General features: G+C 66.8%; 20 protein-coding genes and 1 pseudogene. 12 read left to right on the top strand and 9 right to left on the bottom strand.

Translation table 11 applies throughout. The features are described 5' to 3' along the window. Positions 1-3: 3 nt before the first annotated feature. The 3 genes from ABDV78_RS12110 to ABDV78_RS12100 all read right to left on the bottom strand — a co-directional run bounded on the left by ABDV78_RS12110 (position 4) and on the right by ABDV78_RS12100 (position 3,687). On the bottom strand, positions 4-678 hold the full coding sequence (locus ABDV78_RS12110) for a hypothetical protein (protein ID WP_343527630.1): 675 nt from the start codon (positions 676-678) through the stop codon (positions 4-6). Between the two features lie 80 nt (positions 679-758). After that, positions 759-1,406, bottom strand: a complete 648-nt coding sequence (locus ABDV78_RS12105; RefSeq protein ID WP_343527629.1) for a hypothetical protein — start codon at positions 1,404-1,406, stop codon at positions 759-761. A gap of 34 nt (positions 1,407-1,440) precedes the next feature. Then, entirely contained in the window at positions 1,441-3,687 is a 2,247-nt protein-coding gene (locus ABDV78_RS12100; protein ID WP_343527627.1) for a S8 family serine peptidase, read from the bottom strand. Between the two features lie 599 nt (positions 3,688-4,286). On the opposite strand from ABDV78_RS12100, the gene ABDV78_RS12095 reads away from it, so the two are divergent. The 3 genes from ABDV78_RS12095 to ABDV78_RS12085 all read left to right on the top strand — a co-directional run bounded on the left by ABDV78_RS12095 (position 4,287) and on the right by ABDV78_RS12085 (position 6,249). Then, the gene (locus ABDV78_RS12095) at positions 4,287-4,895 is read left to right on the top strand and encodes a hypothetical protein (protein WP_343527626.1); all 609 of its coding nucleotides are present in this window, start codon (positions 4,287-4,289) and stop codon (positions 4,893-4,895) included. After that, positions 4,892-5,101 carry a hypothetical protein gene (locus ABDV78_RS12090; RefSeq protein ID WP_343527625.1) on the top strand — a complete coding sequence of 70 codons (210 nt, stop codon included), beginning with the start codon at positions 4,892-4,894 and terminating at the stop codon, positions 5,099-5,101. Before ABDV78_RS12095 ends, ABDV78_RS12090 begins: the two co-directional genes overlap by 4 nt. 350 nt (positions 5,102-5,451) lie before the next feature. Further along, positions 5,452-6,249, top strand: a complete 798-nt coding sequence (locus ABDV78_RS12085; protein WP_343527624.1) for a metallophosphoesterase family protein — start codon at positions 5,452-5,454, stop codon at positions 6,247-6,249. Positions 6,250-6,321: 72 nt separating this feature from the next. Here ABDV78_RS12085 and ABDV78_RS12080 read toward each other — a convergent pair whose 3' ends face one another. Next, positions 6,322-7,338: an aldo/keto reductase gene (locus ABDV78_RS12080; protein ID WP_343527622.1), complete on the bottom strand. Its 1,017-nt coding sequence runs from the start codon at positions 7,336-7,338 to the stop codon at positions 6,322-6,324. A gap of 150 nt (positions 7,339-7,488) precedes the next feature. Here ABDV78_RS12080 and ABDV78_RS12075 point away from each other — a divergent pair, with 150 nt between their 5' ends. The 3 genes from ABDV78_RS12075 to ABDV78_RS12065 are packed head-to-tail and all read left to right on the top strand — an operon-like array spanning position 7,489 to position 9,876. Continuing rightward, on the top strand, positions 7,489-8,385 hold the full coding sequence (locus ABDV78_RS12075; protein WP_343527620.1) for an AraC family transcriptional regulator: 897 nt from the start codon (positions 7,489-7,491) through the stop codon (positions 8,383-8,385). Between the two features lie 40 nt (positions 8,386-8,425). Next, positions 8,426-9,343, top strand: coding sequence for a helix-turn-helix domain-containing GNAT family N-acetyltransferase (locus ABDV78_RS12070; RefSeq protein ID WP_343527619.1), 918 nt, complete (start codon positions 8,426-8,428; stop codon positions 9,341-9,343). After that, entirely contained in the window at positions 9,340-9,876 is a 537-nt protein-coding gene (locus tag ABDV78_RS12065) for a GNAT family N-acetyltransferase (RefSeq protein WP_343527618.1), read from the top strand. The genes ABDV78_RS12070 and ABDV78_RS12065 overlap by 4 nt, the downstream gene beginning before the upstream one ends. A 23-nt stretch (positions 9,877-9,899) precedes the next feature. Here the strand turns inward: ABDV78_RS12065 and ABDV78_RS12060 are convergent, their stop codons facing one another. Both ABDV78_RS12060 and ABDV78_RS12055 read right to left on the bottom strand, forming a co-directional pair. Further along, a complete protein-coding gene (locus ABDV78_RS12060; RefSeq protein WP_343527617.1) occupies positions 9,900-11,063 on the bottom strand; it encodes an MFS transporter in 1,164 nt (387 codons plus the stop codon). 10 nt (positions 11,064-11,073) lie between these two features. Further along, positions 11,074-12,108: an aldo/keto reductase gene (locus tag ABDV78_RS12055; RefSeq protein WP_343527616.1), complete on the bottom strand. Its 1,035-nt coding sequence runs from the start codon at positions 12,106-12,108 to the stop codon at positions 11,074-11,076. A gap of 91 nt (positions 12,109-12,199) precedes the next feature. Here ABDV78_RS12055 and ABDV78_RS12050 point away from each other — a divergent pair, with 91 nt between their 5' ends. Further along, a complete protein-coding gene (locus ABDV78_RS12050) occupies positions 12,200-13,117 on the top strand; it encodes a LysR family transcriptional regulator (RefSeq protein ID WP_343527615.1) in 918 nt (305 codons plus the stop codon). Here ABDV78_RS12050 and ABDV78_RS12045 read toward each other — a convergent pair. Then, complete coding sequence (locus ABDV78_RS12045; protein ID WP_343527614.1) at positions 13,097-14,509, bottom strand: PLP-dependent aminotransferase family protein; 1,413 nt, start codon at positions 14,507-14,509, stop codon at positions 13,097-13,099. The two genes, ABDV78_RS12050 and ABDV78_RS12045, sit on opposite strands and share 21 nt — an antisense overlap. 106 nt (positions 14,510-14,615) lie before the next feature. Between ABDV78_RS12045 and ABDV78_RS12040 the strand changes: the two genes are divergently transcribed. Together ABDV78_RS12040 and ABDV78_RS12035 are read left to right on the top strand one after the other, a co-directional pair. After that, positions 14,616-15,458: a PhzF family phenazine biosynthesis protein gene (locus ABDV78_RS12040; protein ID WP_343527613.1), complete on the top strand. Its 843-nt coding sequence runs from the start codon at positions 14,616-14,618 to the stop codon at positions 15,456-15,458. Next, positions 15,458-16,063 (top strand): DJ-1/PfpI family protein, encoded by a 606-nt coding sequence (locus ABDV78_RS12035; protein WP_343527675.1) that lies wholly within the window; start codon positions 15,458-15,460, stop codon positions 16,061-16,063. The genes ABDV78_RS12040 and ABDV78_RS12035 overlap by 1 nt, the downstream gene beginning before the upstream one ends. Before the next feature lie 39 nt (positions 16,064-16,102). On the opposite strand, the gene ABDV78_RS12030 is transcribed toward ABDV78_RS12035, so the two are convergent. After that, positions 16,103-17,134 carry a zinc-binding alcohol dehydrogenase family protein gene (locus tag ABDV78_RS12030; protein ID WP_343527612.1) on the bottom strand — a complete coding sequence of 344 codons (1,032 nt, stop codon included), beginning with the start codon at positions 17,132-17,134 and terminating at the stop codon, positions 16,103-16,105. 100 nt (positions 17,135-17,234) lie between these two features. On the opposite strand from ABDV78_RS12030, the gene ABDV78_RS12025 reads away from it, so the two are divergent. The 3 genes from ABDV78_RS12025 to ABDV78_RS12015 all read left to right on the top strand — a co-directional run bounded on the left by ABDV78_RS12025 (position 17,235) and on the right by ABDV78_RS12015 (position 19,381). Further along, entirely contained in the window at positions 17,235-17,582 is a 348-nt protein-coding gene (locus ABDV78_RS12025) for a helix-turn-helix domain-containing protein (protein WP_058751874.1), read from the top strand. Positions 17,583-17,738: 156 nt separating this feature from the next. After that, positions 17,739-18,821 (top strand): DNA polymerase IV, encoded by a 1,083-nt coding sequence (gene dinB, locus ABDV78_RS12020; protein WP_343527610.1) that lies wholly within the window; start codon positions 17,739-17,741, stop codon positions 18,819-18,821. Continuing rightward, entirely contained in the window at positions 18,821-19,381 is a 561-nt protein-coding gene (locus ABDV78_RS12015) for an alpha-ketoglutarate-dependent dioxygenase AlkB (RefSeq protein ID WP_343527674.1), read from the top strand. The genes dinB and ABDV78_RS12015 overlap by 1 nt, the downstream gene beginning before the upstream one ends. 350 nt (positions 19,382-19,731) lie before the next feature. On the opposite strand, the pseudogene ABDV78_RS12010 reads toward ABDV78_RS12015, so the two are convergent. Then, positions 19,732-19,868, bottom strand: a pseudogene (locus ABDV78_RS12010) (IS630 family transposase); the annotation flags it as partial.

The following is a 19,868-nucleotide window of genomic DNA, read 5'->3' as shown; positions in this document are numbered from 1 at the left end:
ACCTCAAAAGGCGCCGCGCGCCGCAGCCGGTGCTTCGCGCGCGGCGGCCGCCTTCACCGCCGCCTCATCGGCAAGACGCGCGTTGCTTCCCCGGGTGCCGAATATCTTGAGGGACCAGGCGTCGGACCTGACGGTGATGCGCGGATTGGGCTCCATCGTCAGATCGCCGCCGCATCGGGTGATGCACCACGATCCGTTCGCCGGCGTGCCCTCGGTCGGCCGCGAGTACTTGGCCTCGACTTGGCCGACGAGCGTGGCCGGATCGACGCGTTTGGTCGACACCGTCAGGTCGATCCGGTCGACGATCTCTCCCGCCGGCGTCTGCGCCATGAACAGGCGGAGATGCTCACCAGCAGGACCCTCGCACGTCAATTCACCAACGGCGGTTCCATCCGGGCCAAAGCCGTCGGGGATGCCTTTGCGCTTATGAACCTCTCGCTCGACGAGTTGTCGGAACGAAGCCGACTGATAGGTCGAGCAACGGTAGGTCCCTGCCAGCACTGCCTGCACCGCGGCAAGCGGCATCCCGAGGCGGACGCCAGCGACATCCATCGCCAGCGGCCCCGCCGTAGACAGCGAGGGTCGTTTAGCCCCCTGCGCCTTCTGCGCCATGACGGGAGCGGTGGCGAGCGAGAGCGCCGTTACGGCGCCGATCACGGCGGCCTTGGTCATTTTCATGATAGTGTTCCTTGGCAACCCGGCGCTCGGTGCCGGGGTCATGGTCAAAATGGATGGGATGGTGACGGTCACATCGATCGTTAGCGCGGCATGGGTCGCCAGCCGTCGCTTTGCAGCTCGAACGGCATCGTCGCTTCCTTCGGCTCGGCCATCCGCGCCTGTTCCGCCGGCGGCATGACCGGGATCGGATCGACGCCGTGATAGGTGTAGGTAACTTGGCTGACTCGATGACCGGCGATGTCGGCCGGCTCGGTCCAGCGCACCACGTCGACGACCTCGCCTTTTGCTAGGCAGAAGGACGGCACCGAAACCATGGCGTTCGTAGCCTTGCGCTCGACCGTATGAAGGTAGGGCGCACCCTTCTCGGTCGGTGCGTACGAGATCAACGGCTGGCGCACGAACGGATTATTCGAACCACTCCACCGCGCGGGCTTCTCGAACGTCGCGCGCGTGACGAGCCCGACGCCGGCCAGACCGTCCAGCATCGCGACCGCTTTCCCATCGGAGCCTGGCCCCGCCATCGTCTGCTTCGGCGAGGTGACGATCGAGAACCCCGAGCCGCCAGGCTCGCCTTCGACCTCGTACCGCATCACGTCGATCGGATGGCAGAAGACGTCGCGGACGACGGGTCCGAGCGCGGCGGCGAACGCCTCCTTGCTCGGGGCCTTGGAATTGCCACACCCGCTCAAGCCGCTGGCAGTGGCGAGGAGCAGGACAGCGGCGGACATGGACGTGGATCTGGACATGGATTTTCCCTGCGGTTCAGCGGACGACGAGGTTGAAGAAAGCGGCGACGTCGGAGGCACCGCGGACATGGCCGGCATCGAAGGCGCGGGCGACGCCGATCCGCAGCGTCGAGGTGGGCGCGAGCGCAGTCGACCAGCCGAACTCCAGATCGAGTTCCCGCGCGGTCGGCGACAGATCGAAGGTCCGGCGCTCTTCGGCGAGTGCACCCGACATCAGGTCATAGGCGACCGGCACCAGCAGCGACGCCCGCGCATGCTCGACTCGCAACGGCGACGACAGCCCGAGCGTCGCCAGCCCGCCGAGCAGTGGATGCGCGCCCTGGACCGCGAAGGCGGTGCTGACAATGCGGCCATCGAAACGGACGCCTGCGACCGCGTCGGCGGCACCAGTGCTGCCGACCGTGGCGCGACCAGTCAGCTGTACGCCCGCGACGTTCTGGCGCAGCGTCGTGGTCGCCAGGATGGTCCGGGTACCGGCCGCACCGGCCCCCGCATCGTCCCGCAACCCCAGCACCTGACCCCGTTCGATGATTTCCGATACCTCCAGGCCGACACCGAACGGGGTGGAGATCGCGACGGTGTGCAGGCCGGACTCGCGGCTCCGCGATCCGCGCCGGAATGACGAGGGCGTCGCTGCGATGGAGGAACCCGACGCGAACGACGCCGACCAGCCGCCGATGGACCATTCGGACAACATGCCGATCGGCTGCCCGATGGCGCCGCGCAGATACGAACTGGCGAGCGAGGAGCTGCCACCCGGACCCACGGCGACGTTCGCGCCCAGCGTGACCGTCTGACCTGCAGCCGGCGAGAAGGCCACCACCGCCGGTCGACGGGACGCAGCGGCCTGCCAGGGTCCTGTCGTCGTCGACGTCGCGATGCCAAGTCTTGCGTCCGACCACGACGAGGAACGAAGGGGATAGGCAGATGCGGAAGCTGTGAGCCCTCCCGCGAGCAGACCGGAAGACCGCGCACGGATGCCGCTGGGCGCCGTCATCAGGTAATTCCGGCCGTAGCGGTCGAACACGGTCATCGTCGACGTACGCGAACCGAGATCGGCCGCACCTGCCGCAGCGCCGAACGGCGCGGACACGATTAGCGACGAATAACGGGCCAGCTCTGTCCGTGCTGCGGCGAACGACGCCGCCGGTGCCTGCGCCTGCATTGCCTTCTCGACGTTCAGCAGACCGACGCCGTAGACCTGATCAACCCCGGGCGCACCGAGGTCGGTCGCCGTGTCGAGCATGATGCGGCTGATCTCCTTGCCGCCGAGTTGTGGCCAGTACTGCTTCAGCAGGGCTGCGGCGCCCGCGATCCCCGGTGCCGCGAAGCTGTTGCCCGTCACGACGACCTGCTGACCGTTCTGGTCCACGGTGGCGACGTTGCTCGCGACGACCGACAGGGTGCGGTCCGCCAATGCGCCGGGCGTGCCGTTGCCGCTGGGCGGCTGAAGGTTCGCATCGACGCGGATGCCGAACAGGAACCAGTCCTTGTTCGACAGGTCCTTGCCGACGAGGTTCTCCGCGACCTTGCCCGAGAAGCTATCCTCGCCGACGTTGTTCGTCACCGATTCGACGAACAGCCGGTTGCCGCCGCGTACCTGATCCATCGCCGACTTCAGATCAGCGGCCATCTGCTTGCCGCCACCCGAGCCGTTGATGCTCATGGAGATCACGAAGGCGCCCTTGTCGATCGCGTACCTGATCGCCGGAGTGATCAGAGCGACGTTCGGGGCCTCCGATTCTGGTATCGGGCCGGTTGAACCCGCGGTGATGCCCTCGAGGTTCGGGCCGCTGATCTTCAGCGCCAGGATGGTGGCGTCGTAGGCGACGCCGTGCATGCCGTTCCCGTCGCGCGCGCCGGCTGCGACCGCAGCGGTCTTGCTGCCGTGGCCGTCCTTGTCGTCGAGCTCGAACCGGATCGTCTCACTTGGGCAGGTCGCGCAACGGGCGATCTTCTGGTCGAACGCGGTACTGTCGGCCGAGATGCGGCCCGCGAACTCCGGGCCGTCACGGTCGATGCCGGTGTCGACGATTGCGATCGTCACGCCCTTGCCAGTGATGCCCCGCGCATAGGCGTAGTCGGCCTTCATGCCGATGGCAGCCGCGCTCTTCGCATCCTCGGCGGTCGGCGCAGGCGTCGGGGCGGGAGTAGGACTAGGAGCCGGGGTTGGCGCAGGCGTCGGACTGGGCGTCGGGGTGACGACCGGCGTCGTTCCGGGGGAGTTGACGCTCCCGCCGCCGCCGCAGGCGCCGAGCATCATGGCTCCTGCGACTGCCGTCGAGTTCTTGATAATGGCGAGCCGCCTGTTGCGGCAATCGTGATATGCACCCACGCCCGAACCCCCGTTCGCGTCGGTGCCGTCAGGCTGATCCCAGCCGGCGGCACCGCCCCTGTTAAAACGAGGCGGTGCCGGCCCGTGAGCCGGAAGTTGAGAACCCGCTGTTAGACGAGCGCGAACGCCTTTAGGCCCGAGGACCCTGGACATACGCGTCCGCCTCCCGGCCGAAACTGGTTCGGGCCGGGCATTCGGCTACTAACAGCAAGGTTCTCACGCCTCGGTCCGCCTGCTGGCGAACAGTCCACCTCTACGCCGGGCGGGTTAATAATCTCAAGCGCTGAACTGCGGCTTTGACGCTGCGGGGCGTAACACGCTGGTAAAATTATGCATAATCCGGCGAGGCGGCATGGCGGGGTAATGTCCCGCCCATAGAAGATGAGGCCCACCTGCTGAGCCTCTTCGGCGAACAAGCAGGAACAGCATCCCTCAATCCATAAAGCGGACGACCAAGAAAATTCGGACAATCGCAGCAATTTTTTCATCCTCCCTGTCCGAATATGCCGGCCGGTCCGCTTTTATGATTGAGAGGCATCGCCATTTTGCCCAGCCTTCCTTCAGCCGCTGAGGACCGTGCCGCCGACAGTCACTATACGCCGGCCGAGATCGGCGTGATGCTGGGCACGCTTTCCAACGCCGACCGGCAGCGGCTTGTCGCCTCGTCTCGCTATCTGGCACGCGACAGGCATATTCTCGCCGCAGACCTGCGGCAGGAAGCCTTCGTCCGGGCGCTCGACGGGCGGCGCAAATGCGAGCGCAGTTGGAATGTCACCGACTTTCTCGTTGGAATCATGCGCAGCCTGACCTCGGCTGACCGTGAAGCTGACATCGCGGGCCACCGCCCCGTTTTGATCGGCACATTCGGTGAAGGTGGCATCGATCTGGTTTCACCCGCGCCCTCGCCAGAGCAGGTCGGCCATGACGCCATACATTACCGTCGCACGATCACTGCAATCCGCGAGGCGATTGACCGCGACCCGCGCCTCGTAGCGCTGGTCGATGCTCTGCTGGATGGGGCAAAGGGTGCCGAGCTTCAGCGGCGGTTGGGGGTCGATGCAACCGAACTCGCGTCCCGCCGCAGGCAGCTCAAGCGCGTGTTGATGAACGCCACGAAAGACAGGAGCCTGCCGTGACGCAAAAGGATGCGGATCTCGAGCAATTGCGGCTAATTGACGATTTCCTCGAAGAAGAAATCATCGACCCGTCCGACAGTGACGCGTTTAACGCCGAAATTAGGCAGGCGATCACAGCGTTCGGGGAGGCGGTGTTGCCGGATAGCAAATCCGTCTTTGAGAATGAACGAGACGACGCATGGGGAGCATTATTTGACGCCCCCTGACTGTGGGCCGGATTTGGGACATCACGATGCTTCCACACCTTCTGGCTCCAGCCCTCGACCTGAACCGGCACCAACACGCCCTCATCCGCCAGATCGGCGATGGTGTGATCGGCCTCGGCGGGCTTCAACCGGAAATAGTCGCCCAGCGAGGAAAGCCGACACAGCCGTGCCGACCGGCTGTTCGCGGCCCTGCGGGTTGGGAAGATCACCGTGCCCGCGATCACGGCCCTCCCGCTTAGCGTGGGGGCCGCTGCCCATCGCTGGCTGGAAGATCGCAGCTTCGCGGGCAAGATTGTCCTGATCCCCGGTGGCCAACGGTAACGGCAATTGCTGGTGGGCGTCCGGCGTGCATGGTGTTTGGAGAAAGTGCCTGCCAATGCTGCCGCGTATCAACCAAGGGGGAAGTTTTTAAGATCGGGGTCATTGCCGACGCACATGGAAATCTTGCTGCGTTGGAGGCTGTCCGCGACGCAATGACTGCCGCCGCGCCCGACATGGTGGTCAATCTGGGCGACCTTGTGTCTGGCCCGTTCGATCCTGCGGCAAGCGCCGAACTTCAGATGCGCTCTGGCTATCTCACCATCGCCGGCAATCACGAGCGCCAGTTGCAGGATGACAGCCAAGGGGTCTTGGACGTTCTGGCGCGGCCGCTCCTGAACCAAGAGCATTGGGCATGGATCGAGGGGCTGCCTGCAACGCTCACCCCTTGCGATGGCGACGTCTTCGCCTGCCATGGCAGCCCGGCCGGCGGGGATCTGGAATATCTGCTCGAGGACGTGACCTCCGGCCGCGCGACACTGGATGCCGACACCGCCATCCGGCCGCGCCTGAAGGGCATCGGGTCGGCCAGTCTGGTGCTGTGCGGACATACGCACACGCCGCGCATCGTGGCGGTCGATGGCGTGCTGATCGTCAACCCCGGCAGCGTCGGGATGCCGTGCTACCGGGATCGGGGCGCGACCCCGCACGTCATGGAAGCGGGCAGCCCGCTGGCGCGCTATGCCATTATCGAACGTCGTAGCACGGGATGGGCAGCCCAACTGCACGGTGTGCCCTATGGCTATGAGATCGCGGCGCGTCAGGCGGAGGCATTCGGCTTTCCGGCCTTTGCCCATGCCGCCCGGACCGGTCGTATCCCGCCCGGCTGATCCCCTGTTCCTCTGGACGGACGGTCGGAGCGGTGGGACGGTCGAGTAACCATCCCACCGAACCTGCGACGGTCAGGCGCGATAGCCGCCCTGACGCTCCAGCATCCAGCCTGGATATTCCGCTGGCAGCTTGGTCACCGCATCGAGCGCGGCAAGGTCTTCCGCGTCGAGCGACACCTCGGTCGCGGCGATATTGTCGGTGAGCTGATCGACCCGCTTGGCCCCGACGATCACGCTGGTCACCACCGGCTGGTGGAGCAGCCAGGCAAGCGCGACCTGCGCGACGGTGCAGCCCTTCGCCTCGGCGATGCGGCGCATCTCGGGGATCACCACTGAACCGCGCGTCCGGTCGACCGGCGGAAAGTCGAAATTCGCGCGCCGCCCGTCCGCCGCCTGGCCCTCGCCATCGTACTTGCCCGACAGATAGCCGCCCGCCAGCGGGCTCCACACCATCAGCCCGATCTTCTCGGACCGCAGCATCGGCACGATCTCGCGTTCCAGGTCGCGGCCGACCAGCGTGTAATAGGCCTGGAGCGACAGGATCGGCGCGAGCCGCCGCGCCGCCGCGATGCCGACCGCCTTCACCACCTGCCACGCCGCCCAGTTGGACAAGCCGAGATAGCGGACGTGACCATGACGGACGAGCGTGTCGAGCGCCTCCAGCGTCTCCTCGATCGGCGTGGCGGGATCGAAACCGTGGATCTGGTAGAGGTCGATATGGTCGAGGCCGAGCCGCTGGAGGCTCTGCTTGCACTGGCTGAGGATATGACCGCGGGACGCGCCGCGCGCATTGGGACCGTCGCCCATCGGACCCAGCACCTTGGTCGCGATCACGACATCGTCGCGGGCGACGCCGATGTTCTTGAGCGATTGGCCGAGGATACGCTCGCTCTCGCCGCCGGCATAGACATTGGCGGTGTCGATGAAGTTGATGCCGGCATCGAGCGCGGTCTGGACCAGCGCATCGGCTTCGTCCTGGCGAAGCTGGCCGATCTGGCCCCAGATGCCCTCGCTGCCGCCGAAGGTCATGGTGCCGAGGCAGAGTTCGGACACAAACAGGCCGCTATGGCCGAGCTGGCGCATACGCATGGGATAATACTCCTGTGGGAACGGATGAGCCGGAGATACGCCGCGAACGCTCGGCGCCGCGACGTCGATCCGATCAAAGTCCTGCCCGATCCTATCAAAGTCATTCGTAGACGGGTGCTTTCGGTGTGCGGTGAAGCTACGATCTCTGCCATGACGATGTTGTCCGACCTTGCCCGGCTGATCGAGCGCCATTGGTTCGTCCATGGTCGCGAAACGCCAATCCCTGGCCTGCTCATCACCCGCGCGGAGGAGCCGACCGGCATCATCCGCACGGTCTATCGGCCGTCCTTCTGCCTCGTCGTGCAGGGCGCAAAGATGTCGATGCTGGGGCCGACGCCCTATCATTATGGCGAGGGCCAATGCCTGCTCGCCTCGGTCGACCTGCCGGTCACGTCACGCATCGTGCTGGCGAGCGCGGACGCGCCTTATCTGGCGCTGTCGCTGGCGATCGAGCCCATAACCGTGGCCGAACTGATGGCGGAGCAGGTGAGCGCGCCGGGCCCGGTCGCCGCCTTCAATGCGCTGGCGACCAGCGACCATGACCCGGCGTTGCGTGATCCTCTCAGGCGTCTGCTCGATCTGCTCGACCATCCGGCCGACCGGGCTGTGCTCGCCCCGCTGATCCGGCGCGAGATCGTCTGGCGACTGCTCGGCGGCACGCTGGGACCGGCGCTGCGCCAGATGGGTTTGGTCGACACCCATGCCGCGCGGATCGGCCGCGCGACGGCGTTCATCCGCGACCATTATGCCGAGACGCTGCGCGTGGCCGACCTCGCCGCGCTGGCGGGCATGAGCGTCCCCGGCTTCCACCGCCACTTCAAGGCGGTGACGACGATGACGCCGGTGCAGTTCCAGAAACAGGTCCGCCTGCAGGAAGCGCGTCGCCGCCTCGTTGCCGCCGAGGAGGTCGCGCGGGTGGGCTTCGCGATCGGTTACGAAAGCCTGTCGCAGTTCAGCCGCGACTATCGCCGCCTGTTCGGCGCTCCGCCGGGGCGTGATGCGGCAGCGATGCGCGCGCAACTGGCGCCGGAGCCTGCACTGCCCTGATACTTGACTCAGTCAAGTAAGTTGATCCAGCATGGCGGACATGGAAGACGCAGACGTCACCGCCATCCGCCGGTTCAACCGCTTCTACACCCAGACGATCGGCGCGCTTGATGCACGGTTCCTCGGCACCGAGGCGAGCCTGCCCGAAGCCCGCTTGCTGTTCGAAATCGCCACGCGCGAGCCGGTTACCGCCAGCGTGTTGCAGGACGCGCTGGGCATGGACGCGGGTTATCTTAGCCGCCTGGTCGCGCGGTTCGAGAAGCGCGGCTGGATCGTGCGGGTGCGTCGCGACAATGACGCCCGCGCGCGCGACCTGCGGCTGACCGACGCGGGACGTGAGGCCTTCGGCACGCTCGACCATCGCCAGAGCCATGCCGTCGGCGATCTGCTCACGGCGGTCGACGGACAAGCGCGGCGCGATCTGGTCGAAGCCCTGACGCGGGCGCGGCTGCTGCTGGATCCGGCCTCGGGTGGGCCGTTCGTGATCCGGCCCTTCCGTACCGGCGAGCCCGCGCTGATCGCCGCGCGCCAGTCGCTCCTCTATGCCGAAAGCCATGGCTGGGGTCGCGAACTGGAGGTGATCGAAAGCGAGGTCACCGCGGCGTTCCTGCGCGACTTCGATCCCAAGCGCGAGCAATGCTGGGTCGCCGAAATCGACGGGGTCATGGCGGGCGCAGTATTTGTGACCGACGAGGGCGACGGCATCGCCCGGCTGCGGCTGCTGCATGTCGAGCCCTTCGCCCGCCGCCGGGGCATCGGCGATGCGCTTGTCGGCGCTTGCGTCACCTTCGCACGGGACACGGGCTATCACGCGTTGACGCTGTGGACCCACACCGTGCTGGAGTCCGCGCGGCGCCTCTATGCCGCGCATGGCTTCGCATGTATCGAGACGGCGATGCACGAGCGGTTCGGCATTCCACTTCAGGGCGAAACCTGGCGGCTGGAGCTGGCGGCATGACCGGCAGCCTCACGATCCGCCTCGCGACCGAAGCCGACCTCGGGACGCTGCGCGACCAGATGACGCTGTCGATCGATCGCGGCCAGGCCGCGGTGCTAACCCCAGCGCAGGTCATCGCCAGCCGGGCGGTGATGGGACTCGACACCCAATTGGTGCGCGAAGGCACCTACTTCGTCGTCGAGGACCATCGCGTGCCGGTCGGCTGCGGCGGATGGAGCCGGCGCGCGACGCTCTATGGCGGCGACCATAGCGCCGAATTGCGCGACCCGGCACTGCTCGATCCGGCGAAGGACGCCGCCCGTATCCGCGCTATGTACACCCACCCGGACCATGTCCGGCGCGGGATCGGCCGGATGATCCTCGACCGCTGCGAACAGGCAGCGCGGATGGAAGGCTTCGCAGCGGCCGAACTGATGGGCACGGCGGGCGGCGTACCGCTCTACGCGGCCTGCGGTTACGAGCAGGTTGATCGCGCCGATACCCACGTTGATGGTGTCGTCGTGCCGTTGACCCGGATGCGGAAGCGGCTGTGACTCAAGGCTAATGTCGTCGCCCGTCAGGCCGGGCAGGCCTTGGCGTTCGGCCGACGCCGGAACGCCAGCAGCATCGCCAGCGCCACCGCCGCCATCATTGCCCCCGCGAGCGGCACGGCCGGCAGTCCGAACCCAGCCCCGATCACGCCGCCGCCCAGCGCCGCGCCGATCGCATTGCCAAGGTTGAAGGCACCGATATTCATCGCGGAGGCGAAATTCGGCGCGTCGGAGGCTGCATCCATCACCCGCATCTGCAAGGGCGGGACGATCGCAAAGCTGGCGATGCCCCAGATCAGGATGGCGATGGCGGCGGTCACCGGCCATTGCATGAGAACCGTGAAGGCGAGCAGCGTCAGCGCCATGATCGCCAGCATGGTCAAGAGCGCCCGGTCGACCGAACTGTCGGCCAGCCGCCCGCCGACGCCGTTGCCGATCGTCGCGCCGACGCCGAACAGCATCAGCATCGCGGTGACATAGGCGGTCGAGCCATGCGTCACATCCCGCAGGATCGGCACGATATAAGTGAACACGGTGAAGACGCCGCCAAAGCCGATCGTGGTCAGCGCCAGCGCCATCACCACCGGTCCGCTCGTCAACACGCGCAGTTCGGCGCGCATGTCGCCGCCCTCAGCAGCCGGCAGCGGCGGCAGTGCGAGGCGCAGCGACAGCATCGCGATCGCGCCGACGCCCGCGATTCCGGCAAAGGCGGTGCGCCAGCCAACCGCCTCGCTGACCCAGGTCGCCGCCGGCACACCGCCGATCGTGGCGACGGTCAGCCCGGTGAACATCGCCGCCACCGCGCCGGCGCGCTTGTCCGGCGGCACGAGGCTGGCGGCGACCACCGATCCGACGCCGAAGAACGCGCCATGGTTGAACGAGGTGACGACCCGCGCCGCCATCAGCATCCAATAGCCGCCCGCCACCGCCGACAGCGCGTTTCCGAGCGTGAAGATGCCCATCAGCGCGATCAACAGCGTCCGCCGGCCGATCCGTCCGGTGGTGAGCGTCATCAGCGGTGCGCCGATCAGCACGCCCATCGCATAGGCGCTGACCAACAATCCGGCGGCGGGGATCGACACATGCAGGTCGCCCGCGATCACCGGCAACATACCCATCGGCGCGAACTCGGTCACGCCGATGCCGAAGGCACCGACCGCCAGCGCGAGCAATCCGAGGTTGAACTTCATGATCTTCTCCTCAAACCATCGGTGGCGAGAGGCGTGCGAAACCCTCCTGCTGCCGATAGGGGGTGTGCGGATAGGGCGGCAGCACGTCACTTGCGGCGTCGAGCAACGACACCTGCTCGGGCGTCAGCGCCCAGCCGACCGCGCCCAGATTGTCGCGCAACTGCGCCTCGTCGCGTGCGCCGATGATGACCGACGACACGGTTGGTCGCCGCAGCAGCCAGTTGATCGCGACCTGAGGCACGGTCTTGCCCGTCTCGGCCGCCACCGCCTCCAGCGCATCGACGACGCGGTAGAGATGCTCGTCCCCGACCGGCGGCGCGAACTGGGCGGTTTCGTGCAGGCGACTGCCCGCCGGGATCGGCCGTCCGCGCCCGATCTTGCCGGTCAGCCGGCCCCAGCCGAGCGGGCTCCAGACCAGCGCGCCGACACCCTGGTCCGCCGCCAGCGGCATCAGGTCCCATTCATAGGCGCGGCCGATCAGCGAGTAATAGACCTGATGCGCGACGAGGCGCGGCCAGCCATGACGATCGGCCAGCGCTTGCGCCTTCATGATCTGCCAGCCGGGGTAGTTGGAGACGCCGGCATAACGCACCTTGCCGTCCGCGATCAGCCGGTCGAGCGTGCCCATCACCTCCTCGGTCGGCGTCGAGGCGTCGAAGGCGTGAAACTGGAGCAGGTCGATCCGGTCGGTGCCGAGCCGCCGCAACGCCGCCTCGACCGCGCCGATCAGCCGCGCCCGCGACGCGCCCCAGTCCTGCGGACCGTCACCCATCGGGAGGCCGGTCTTGGTCGAGATGAGGACGGCGTCGCGCCGCCCCTTGATCGCCTCGCCCAGCACCTGTTCCGACGCGCCATCCGAATAGACGTCGGCGGTGTCGAACAGGGTCACCCCTACGTCGAGACAGATGTCGACCAGCCGTCGCGCCTCGCGGGCGTCGCTTTTGCCCCAGGCGCTGAACAGCGGTCCCTTGCCGCCAAAGGTCCCCGCGCCGAACGACAGGGCCGGAACGCGAAGGCCGGACGATCCCAATTGCCGATATTCCATGACACCTCCTTTGCGAATGTCATTTTCAGGCGCATAGATGGACGGTGAAGCAGCGCGGCGGAACCGCCTGCGGGTGCAAAGGATCTATGCCTTGGACGCAAAGGTAGCTGGCAATGACGATCGCGCCCGGTCGCTCGCCTTGTTCGCGAGCGTGGTGGAGGAAGGCAGCTTCTCGGCGGCCGGTCGCACGCTCGGGCTGACGCCATCAGCCGTGGCGCGCGCGATCGACCGGATCGAGGCGCGGTTGGGCGTCCGGCTGCTGCTCCGCTCCACCCGCGCGTTAACGCTGACCGCCGAGGGGCAAGCCTATCTGCTCGCCGCCCGGCGCATCCTCGCCGATCTCGACGATGCCGAACAGCAGATCGCCGACCAAGGCGCGCCACGCGGACGGCTGCGGATCAGCGCAGCGCTGGCCCATGGCCGGTTATGCGTCGTGCCGCTGCTCGGCGACTTCGCGCGCGCTTATCCGCACATCCTGATCGATATCGCGCTGACCGACACGCTGGTCGACATCGCTGGCGGACAGGCCGATGTCGCGATCCGCTTCGGTCCGCTTGCCGACAGCGGACTCACCGCCCGCAAATTGTCCGAGGCGCGGCGGGTCATCGTGGCGTCGCCCGACTATCTGGCGCGGGCGGGCACGCCTAAGGTCCCGGAGGATTTGCACGCCCACAACTGCCTCAACTTCAACTTTCGCCGCGCCGAGCCGATCTGGCCGTTCCGCCGCGACGGGAAGGATTTCGCATTGTCCGTGGACGGCGGCATCGTCGCCAACAATGGCGAGACGCTGGGGCATCTCGCCGCTGCCGGGGTTGGCATCACCCGGGTCGGCCGCTTCAGCGTCGCGGCCGAGATCGCGGACGGGCGGCTCGTGCCATTGCTGGAGGAATACAATCCAGGCGACGTCGAACTGATCCACGCCGTCTTCGTCGGCGGCTCCGCCACCCCTGCACGGGTGCGGGTGTTCGTCGACTTCCTGGTCGAGCGCTTAGCCAGCCGGTTCGAGTAGCGGGCACGACACGGTCTTTTCCAGAAAGGTGTACAGCCGATCATCGTCGCTCATGGCGACGTTGAAGCGCATGTGATCCCGCCAGCCTCCATTGGTGCTGAACACCGGGCCCGGCGCCAGGACGATACCTGCGTCGATCGCCCTGCGCGCGAGGTCGACTGCATCGACCCCATCCGGCAATCGCGCCCACAGGAAGATGCCCGCCGCCGGATCGGTCCATGGCTCGATACCAAAGGCCCTAAGGCGTTTCACCACACGGGCCGTCGCTCGGGCCAGCCGGGTACGAACGCCGTCGACGTGACGCCGATAGCTGCCGTCGGTCAGCACCGCGTGCAGCAGGTTGGCGGCGAGCGGACTGCCCGCCATCGAGGTCGCAATGCGCAGGTCGGCCAGCCCTTCGATCCAGTCGGGTCGCGCCGCGATATGGCCACAGCGCACCGCCGCTGACAGCGACTTGGAGAAGCTGCCGATGCGGATCGTCCGGTCGAGCCCGTCGAAGGCCGCCAGCCGTGGCGACGGCGTGTGCTCGAAGTCGGCGAAGATGTCGTCCTCGACGACGACCACGTCATGCGCCTCGGCGATCTTGAGCAACCGGTGCGCAGCGGCGGCGGCGAGCGTCGCGCCGGTCGGGTTATGGACGCCCGAGTTGGTCAGATAGAAGCGCGGCCGATGCGTCGCGGCGGCCTCGGCGAAGGCGGCGACGTCCGGCCCCGTCGATGTCATCGGCACGCCGACCACCTTGGTGCGGTGTGCCCGCAGAAGCGCCAGGAAGTTGAAGTAGCACGGATCGTCGACCAGCACGGTATCGCCCGGCTGAAGCAGGAAGCGACACACCAGATCAAGGGCGTGGGTACCGCTGTCGGTCAGCAGGATTTGGTCGGAGCCGGCTTCGATCCCCTGATCCGCCATCCGCCTCGCCAACAACGCCCTGAGCGGAGGCGAGCCCAAGGGGGATGCATAACCCGCCAGGGTGCCGTTCTCTTCGGATCGCGCCGCCCCGCGCATCGCCTTGCGGAGCGCGTCGCCCGCCAGCCAGTCATCGGGCAGCCAGCCGCATCCCGGCATCAATTCATGGCGCCGCTCGCCCAGCGACTGGCGCAGCATCCAGAGTGGATCGACCTCGCGCTCCTTCGTGCTGGCCAGCCGATCCAGCGTCAGCGGGGCCAAAGGCGCCGCGACATAGAACCCTGATCCCGGTCGCGAGCGAATGACGCCCTCGGCGGCGAGGCGATCATAGGCCTCGACCACCGTCGAGCGCGCGACGCCGCTCGTCTCGGCCATCGCGCGGATCGACGGCAGCCGTGCGCCCGGCGTCAGCGCGCGGGCGTCGATCCGGTCACGGATTGCCCGGACCACCATGCCGGTGCGGGTTTCGTCAGGGGCGCTCGCCATCGTACTGCCATTTTCACCCATACAGTTCGGCATGATCGTACCGATGTGTATCTGTCGGCGCCAGTCTTCGCGCGATAGGACGAGCCAACATCAACAGGAGATAACCGTGACCCGCCCCTTTCGCCTCGTCGACGTATTCGGCACCGATCCGCTGACCGGCAATCCGCTGGCCGTCATCGCCGATGCCGATGGCCTGACGACGGACGAGATGCAGGCGATCGCGAGCTGGCTGAATTTTTCGGAGACGACCTTCCTGCTGCCACCGACCGATCCATCGGCCGATTATCGCGTGCGCATCTTCACCATGGCGCATGAACTGCCCTTCGCCGGCCACCCGACCTTGGGGAGCGCCCACGCTTGGCTCGAAGCGGGCGGGCAGCCGAAGCAGGACGGCGTGATCGTGCAAGAATGCGGCGTGGGGCTGGTGACGATCCGGCGCGGTGGCGACCAGCTTGCCTTTGCCGCCCCGCCATTGCTGCGCGGGGGCGCGCCGACCGAAGCCGAGATCGCACAGGTCGCCGAGCTGTTGCGGATCGACCGTGCGGCAATCGTCGATGCTGCCTGGGCGGACAATGGCCCCGGCTGGATCGCGGTCATGCTGGAGTCGGCGGAGGCCGTGCTGGCGGTAGAACCGGCGCGGCACCACCCCGAGCATATCGACATCGGCATCGTCGGACCACATGCGCCCGGCAGCGAGGTCGCGTTCGAACTGCGCGCGCTCTTCACCGACGCGCATGGCGGGCTGATCGAGGACCCGGTGACCGGCAGCCTCAACGCCTCGGTCGGCCAGTGGCTGTTCGCCAGCGGTCGGGCAAGCGGCAGCTATGTCGCCGCGCAGGGCACGCGCCTCGGGCGGAGCGGGCGTATCCATGTCTCGCAGGACGATACCGGGCAGGTCTGGGTCGCCGGAGCGACGCGGACTTTGTTCTCCGGGCGGACGCAAGGGTGATGCAGGTCGCGGTCCTGACCTTCGACGGCTTTAACGAACTGGATTCGTTCGTCGCCGCCGCGATCATCAACCGGCTGCGCCCGCATGGCTGGGCTGCGCATATTACCGCCCCGACCGAAACGGTAACGTCGTTGAACGGCGTCACCGTCCATCGCCAACGGCCGCTCGCATTCCTCGAGGAGGCGGATGCGGTGCTGATCGGCAGTGGGGTTCGAACGCGCGACATTGCCGCCGATCCGGCGATGCTGGCCCGGCTTCGCCTCGATCCGACGCGGCAGTTGATCGCGGCGCAATGTTCAGGAACGCTGCTGCTGGCCAGGCTCGGCCTGATCGGTGATTTGCCCGCGTGCACCGACCTCACCACCAAGCCATGGGTGGTGGAGGCCGGTGTAACGGTCATCGACGCACCGTTCGCCGCTCATGGCAATGTCGCGACGGCGGGCGGTTGTCTTGCCGCGCCCTATCTCGCCGCATGGCTGATCGCCCGCGGAGGCGAGCCCGAACTGGCGCGCGAGGCACTTCGTTATGTCGCGCCGGTCGGCGAGAAGGCGCACTTCGTCGACCATGCCATGGCGATCGTCGCGGGCGAGTTGGCATTCGCCTGACCCGCCCGCGCGCGCATTTCGTAGGAACCCGTGTCGAGCTTACGCCTGCGGGCTGTCCCAGCCTTCCAGGACGATCTTGCCCCGCGTGGTGGCGCTCTCGATCCGGCGGTGCGCCTCGATCAGATTGGCGGCATTGATCGGGGAGAGCGTGTCGGTGGCCGTGGTGCGAATGCGCCCTTCGTCCACCAGTTCAGCCACCGCGTCCAACAGTCGACCCTGCTCGCCGACGTCCGGTGTGTCGAAGAGCGACCGGGTGAACATCAATTCCCAATGGACCGACACCGCCTTGCGCTTGAAGGCGACGATGTCGAGGCTGGCGGGATCGTCGATCAGCGCGAAGCGCCCCTGCGGCGCGATCAGCTCGGCGATATCCGTCAGATGGCGATCGGTATGGGTGGTCGAGAAGACGAAGGCGGGCGCGCCGATCTCCAGCGCGGCGATCTGCGGTGCCATCGGCCGGGAATGATCGATGACATGATGCGCGCCTAGGTCACGCACCCAGCCTTGCGTCTCGGCGCGCGAGGCGGTGGCGATCACGGTCAGGTCGGTGCGGTCCCGCGCGATCTGGATCGCCGCGGAACCGACGCCGCCCGCGCCGCCGATGATCAGGACGGCGCGGGCACCGCCGGCCGGCTGGTCGTCGACCTTCAACCGGTCGAACAGGGTTTCCCAGGCCGTGATCGCCGTCAGCGGCAACGCCGCCGCCTCCGCGAAGCCGATGCTGCGGGGGCGATGGCCCACGATCCGCTCGTCTACCAGCTGATATTCCGCATTGCTGCCGTCGCGCATCAGGTCGCCCGCATAGAAGACCTCGTCACCCACCTTGAAGCGGCGAGCCTCCGGGCCGACCGCCTCGACCACGCCCGCCGCATCCCAGCCGAGGACGCGCTCGTCACGCCCGTCGAATGGCGCGGCGCCGGTGCGAACCTTCGCATCGACCGGGTTCACGGAGATCGCCCGGACCGCGACCAGAATGTCGCGCCCGGTCGGAACGGGTCGTGGCATTTCGACCTCGACAAGGGCTTCGTCCCGGTCAATCGGGCCGGGCTGGCGATAGGCTATGGCGCGCATGGGTCTTGCTCCTTTTGCTGACGCACGCGAGATAGGGACGGTGTCAGCCTGTGTCGTAGGCACAAAAAACGCTCATAGTGTCGAAAAGGATACCGCACCGATGGCGAAAGCCCGTCATTCCCGCCTCGATTGTACCCCGGGCTGCGCCGTCGAGGCGGCGGTGAGCCTGATCGACGGCAAGTGGAAGGCGGTGATCCTCTACCATCTGCAGGACGGACGCACGCGCTTCAACGAATTGCGCCGCCGTGCCGGGGACGTGACGCCGCGCATGCTGACCAACCAGCTGCGCGAGTTGGAAGCCGATGGCCTGATCGAGCGCGAGGTCTTCGCCCAGGTGCCGCCGCGCGTCGAATACAGCCTGTCCGATCGCGGCCGATCCCTGTCGCCGATCATCGCGGCGCTGAAGGCTTGGGGCGATGCGAATATGGACCTCTTCGCACGGCGGTGATCATCCGGCTGATGCGTCGGCGACGTTCGCAGCATCGCTCGAACGGCGTCGCGCTCGGATGTATGCCAAGAGATGGGCATGTGAGATAAGCGACGGGTTTCCGACGTTTTTGCATAATATGTTCACATCCTGTTCTGCATGCGTTAAAAGGTGCGCATGGCGGTGCGTAAGATCATTCACGTCGACATGGACGCCTTCTTCGCGTCGGTGGAGCAGCGTGACGATCCGTCGCTGCGCGGCAAGCCGGTTGCGGTCGGCCATGCCGCCGCGCGAGGCGTGGTGGCGGCGGCCAGCTACGAGGCGCGCACGTTCGGCGTTCGCTCCGCTTTGCCCTCGGTCACCGCGCTGCGCCGCTGTCCCGACCTGATCTTCGTGCCGCCCCGCTTCGAAGTGTACCGCGGCGTCTCGCGCCAAATCCATGACGTGTTCGCGCGCTATACCGACCTGATCCAGCCCTTGTCGCTCGACGAGGCCTATCTCGACGTCACCGCGAACAAGCGCGGCCTGGAAACCGCATGGCTGACCGCCAAGGCGATCCGCGCCGACATTCTTGCGGAGACCGGCCTGACCGCATCGGCGGGCATCTCGTACAATAAGTTCCTGGCCAAGCTTGCCTCGGATCACCGCAAGCCCAACGGCCAGTTCGCCGTCACGCCGGACATGGGCGCCGCCTGGGTCGAGGCGCTGCCCGTCAGCCGCTTCCACGGCGTCGGACCGGTGACGGCGGAGAAGATGAAGCGGCTGGGGATCGAGACCGGGGCTGATCTACGCGCCAAATCGCTGGCGTTCCTGCAGCAGCATTTCGGCAGTTCGGCCGAATGGTATTACGCCATCGCGCGCGGGGAAGATGACCGTCCGGTCAATCCAAACCGCGTGCGCAAGTCCTCGGGGTCGGAAACGACGTTCAACCGCGACCTGACCGAACCGGGGGAGATCGAGGCGGGCGTGCTTCGCATGGCCGATGACGTCTGGGACTGGTGCGAGGCACGGCAGGTGTTCGGCCGGACCGTAACGGTCAAGGTCAAGTACGCCGATTTCCATCAGATCACCCGACGCCGCAGCCAGCCCGTGGCGGTCACCAATCGCGAAGGCCTGCGCCGCGCGGCGCTCGACCTGATCCGGTCGGTTCTGCCGACCCAGAAGGGGATACGACTGGTCGGCGTAACGGTATCGAACTTTGTCGAGGCCGGGGCAGCGGCACCGACCGAATTGCCGATCTTCGCGGAGGCGGCGGCGTGATGCTTGACCTCTTTGACGCGCCGCTCCTGCCGGGGCTCGCCACGCGGGCGAACCTGATCGCCGCGGACGAGGAGCGCATGCTGATTGACCGTATCGACGCGACCAACCTCGAGCCGTTCCGCTTTCAGGGTTGGACGGGTAAGCGCCTGACGGCGTCCTTCGGATGGAGTTACGACTTCGAGGTCGGGCGCCCGAAGGAGGCGCCACCGATGCCGGACTGGCTTGTCCCCATTCGCGACAGGGCCGCCAATTTCGCCGGGCTCGCGCCCGAGGCGCTGATTCAGGCGCTGCTCATCCGCTACGACCCAGGCGCCGGGATCGGCTGGCATCGCGACCGGCCCATCTACGGCCATGTCCTCGGCATCTCCCTCTGCGAACCGGCAACGATGCGCTTCCGGCGTCGGCGCGCCGGCGGCTTCGACCGCGCGTCGTTGCCGCTCGAACCGCGGGGCGGCTATCACATGAGCGGACCTGCTCGGCATGAATGGGAGCATAGCATCGCTCCAGTGGAACGGCCGCGATGGTCGATTACGTTTCGCAGTCTCGCGGAGCGGCGGTGACCACTTAGACGGGTTTCACCATTCCAATTGTGTATACCCCAGCCTGTTTGATGCTGTGCATCCCTTCGACGGGATTAGTCTGTGTCCTCTCATCCATGCTTCAGCTTCAGATCGACGATATGATTGCGTCGCGCTTCGCTTCGCCCAAAACATTAGCGCTGAGGGCGACGTCCATGTCGCCATGGAAGAGAATAGACTATCGGAGCGATGGGTTATGCGGTGGAGAGGAGCTGTACGCCGCATCCTTCGACGGATTTATTCTCTCGATGGGCAGCGCCCAGTGTGTCCGCCAAACCGGGGGATCATCAGTTTGCTTCAGTTGAGAGGCGGTTAGCTAGAGCACCGAGCGTTTAATCGGATGCATATCCGGCAGCGGCGAAGTAGTTGCGGCACTCGTGGGGGTCGTACAGGTCGCAGATGGATCCGACGGTTTTCCAGAGGTCATCGATGGTCCTGGCACCGATCCGGCGGAGATGGGCCTTGAGTT

It is taken from the genome of Sphingomonas sp. (assembly GCF_039594485.1).
Classification (GTDB): Bacteria; Pseudomonadota; Alphaproteobacteria; order Sphingomonadales; family Sphingomonadaceae; genus Sphingomonas.
Note: the sequence above shows the minus strand (reverse complement) of the source record. Positions and strands in the feature narration are given on the sequence as shown.

Excerpts from the sequence above, each read along its gene's own strand:
- ABDV78_RS12110 (WP_343527630.1), bottom strand. The coding sequence starts at position 678 with ATGAAAATGACCAAGGCCGCCGTGATCGGCGCCGTAACGGCGCTCTCG.
- ABDV78_RS12105 (WP_343527629.1), bottom strand. The coding sequence starts at position 1,406 with ATGTCCGCCGCTGTCCTGCTCCTCGCCACTGCCAGCGGCTTGAGCGGG.
- ABDV78_RS12100 (WP_343527627.1), bottom strand. The coding sequence starts at position 3,687 with ATGATGCTCGGCGCCTGCGGCGGCGGCGGGAGCGTCAACTCCCCCGGA.
- ABDV78_RS12085 (WP_343527624.1), top strand. The coding sequence starts at position 5,452 with ATGGTGTTTGGAGAAAGTGCCTGCCAATGCTGCCGCGTATCAACCAAG.
- ABDV78_RS12080 (WP_343527622.1), bottom strand. The coding sequence starts at position 7,338 with ATGCGTATGCGCCAGCTCGGCCATAGCGGCCTGTTTGTGTCCGAACTC.
- ABDV78_RS12075 (WP_343527620.1), top strand. The coding sequence starts at position 7,489 with ATGACGATGTTGTCCGACCTTGCCCGGCTGATCGAGCGCCATTGGTTC.
- ABDV78_RS12070 (WP_343527619.1), top strand. The coding sequence starts at position 8,426 with ATGGAAGACGCAGACGTCACCGCCATCCGCCGGTTCAACCGCTTCTAC.
- ABDV78_RS12065 (WP_343527618.1), top strand. The coding sequence starts at position 9,340 with ATGACCGGCAGCCTCACGATCCGCCTCGCGACCGAAGCCGACCTCGGG.
- ABDV78_RS12060 (WP_343527617.1), bottom strand. The coding sequence starts at position 11,063 with ATGAAGTTCAACCTCGGATTGCTCGCGCTGGCGGTCGGTGCCTTCGGC.
- ABDV78_RS12055 (WP_343527616.1), bottom strand. The coding sequence starts at position 12,108 with ATGGAATATCGGCAATTGGGATCGTCCGGCCTTCGCGTTCCGGCCCTG.
- ABDV78_RS12045 (WP_343527614.1), bottom strand. The coding sequence starts at position 14,509 with ATGGCGAGCGCCCCTGACGAAACCCGCACCGGCATGGTGGTCCGGGCA.
- ABDV78_RS12035 (WP_343527675.1), top strand. The coding sequence starts at position 15,458 with ATGCAGGTCGCGGTCCTGACCTTCGACGGCTTTAACGAACTGGATTCG.
- ABDV78_RS12030 (WP_343527612.1), bottom strand. The coding sequence starts at position 17,134 with ATGCGCGCCATAGCCTATCGCCAGCCCGGCCCGATTGACCGGGACGAA.
- ABDV78_RS12025 (WP_058751874.1), top strand. The coding sequence starts at position 17,235 with ATGGCGAAAGCCCGTCATTCCCGCCTCGATTGTACCCCGGGCTGCGCC.
- dinB (WP_343527610.1), top strand. The coding sequence starts at position 17,739 with ATGGCGGTGCGTAAGATCATTCACGTCGACATGGACGCCTTCTTCGCG.
- ABDV78_RS12015 (WP_343527674.1), top strand. The coding sequence starts at position 18,821 with ATGCTTGACCTCTTTGACGCGCCGCTCCTGCCGGGGCTCGCCACGCGG.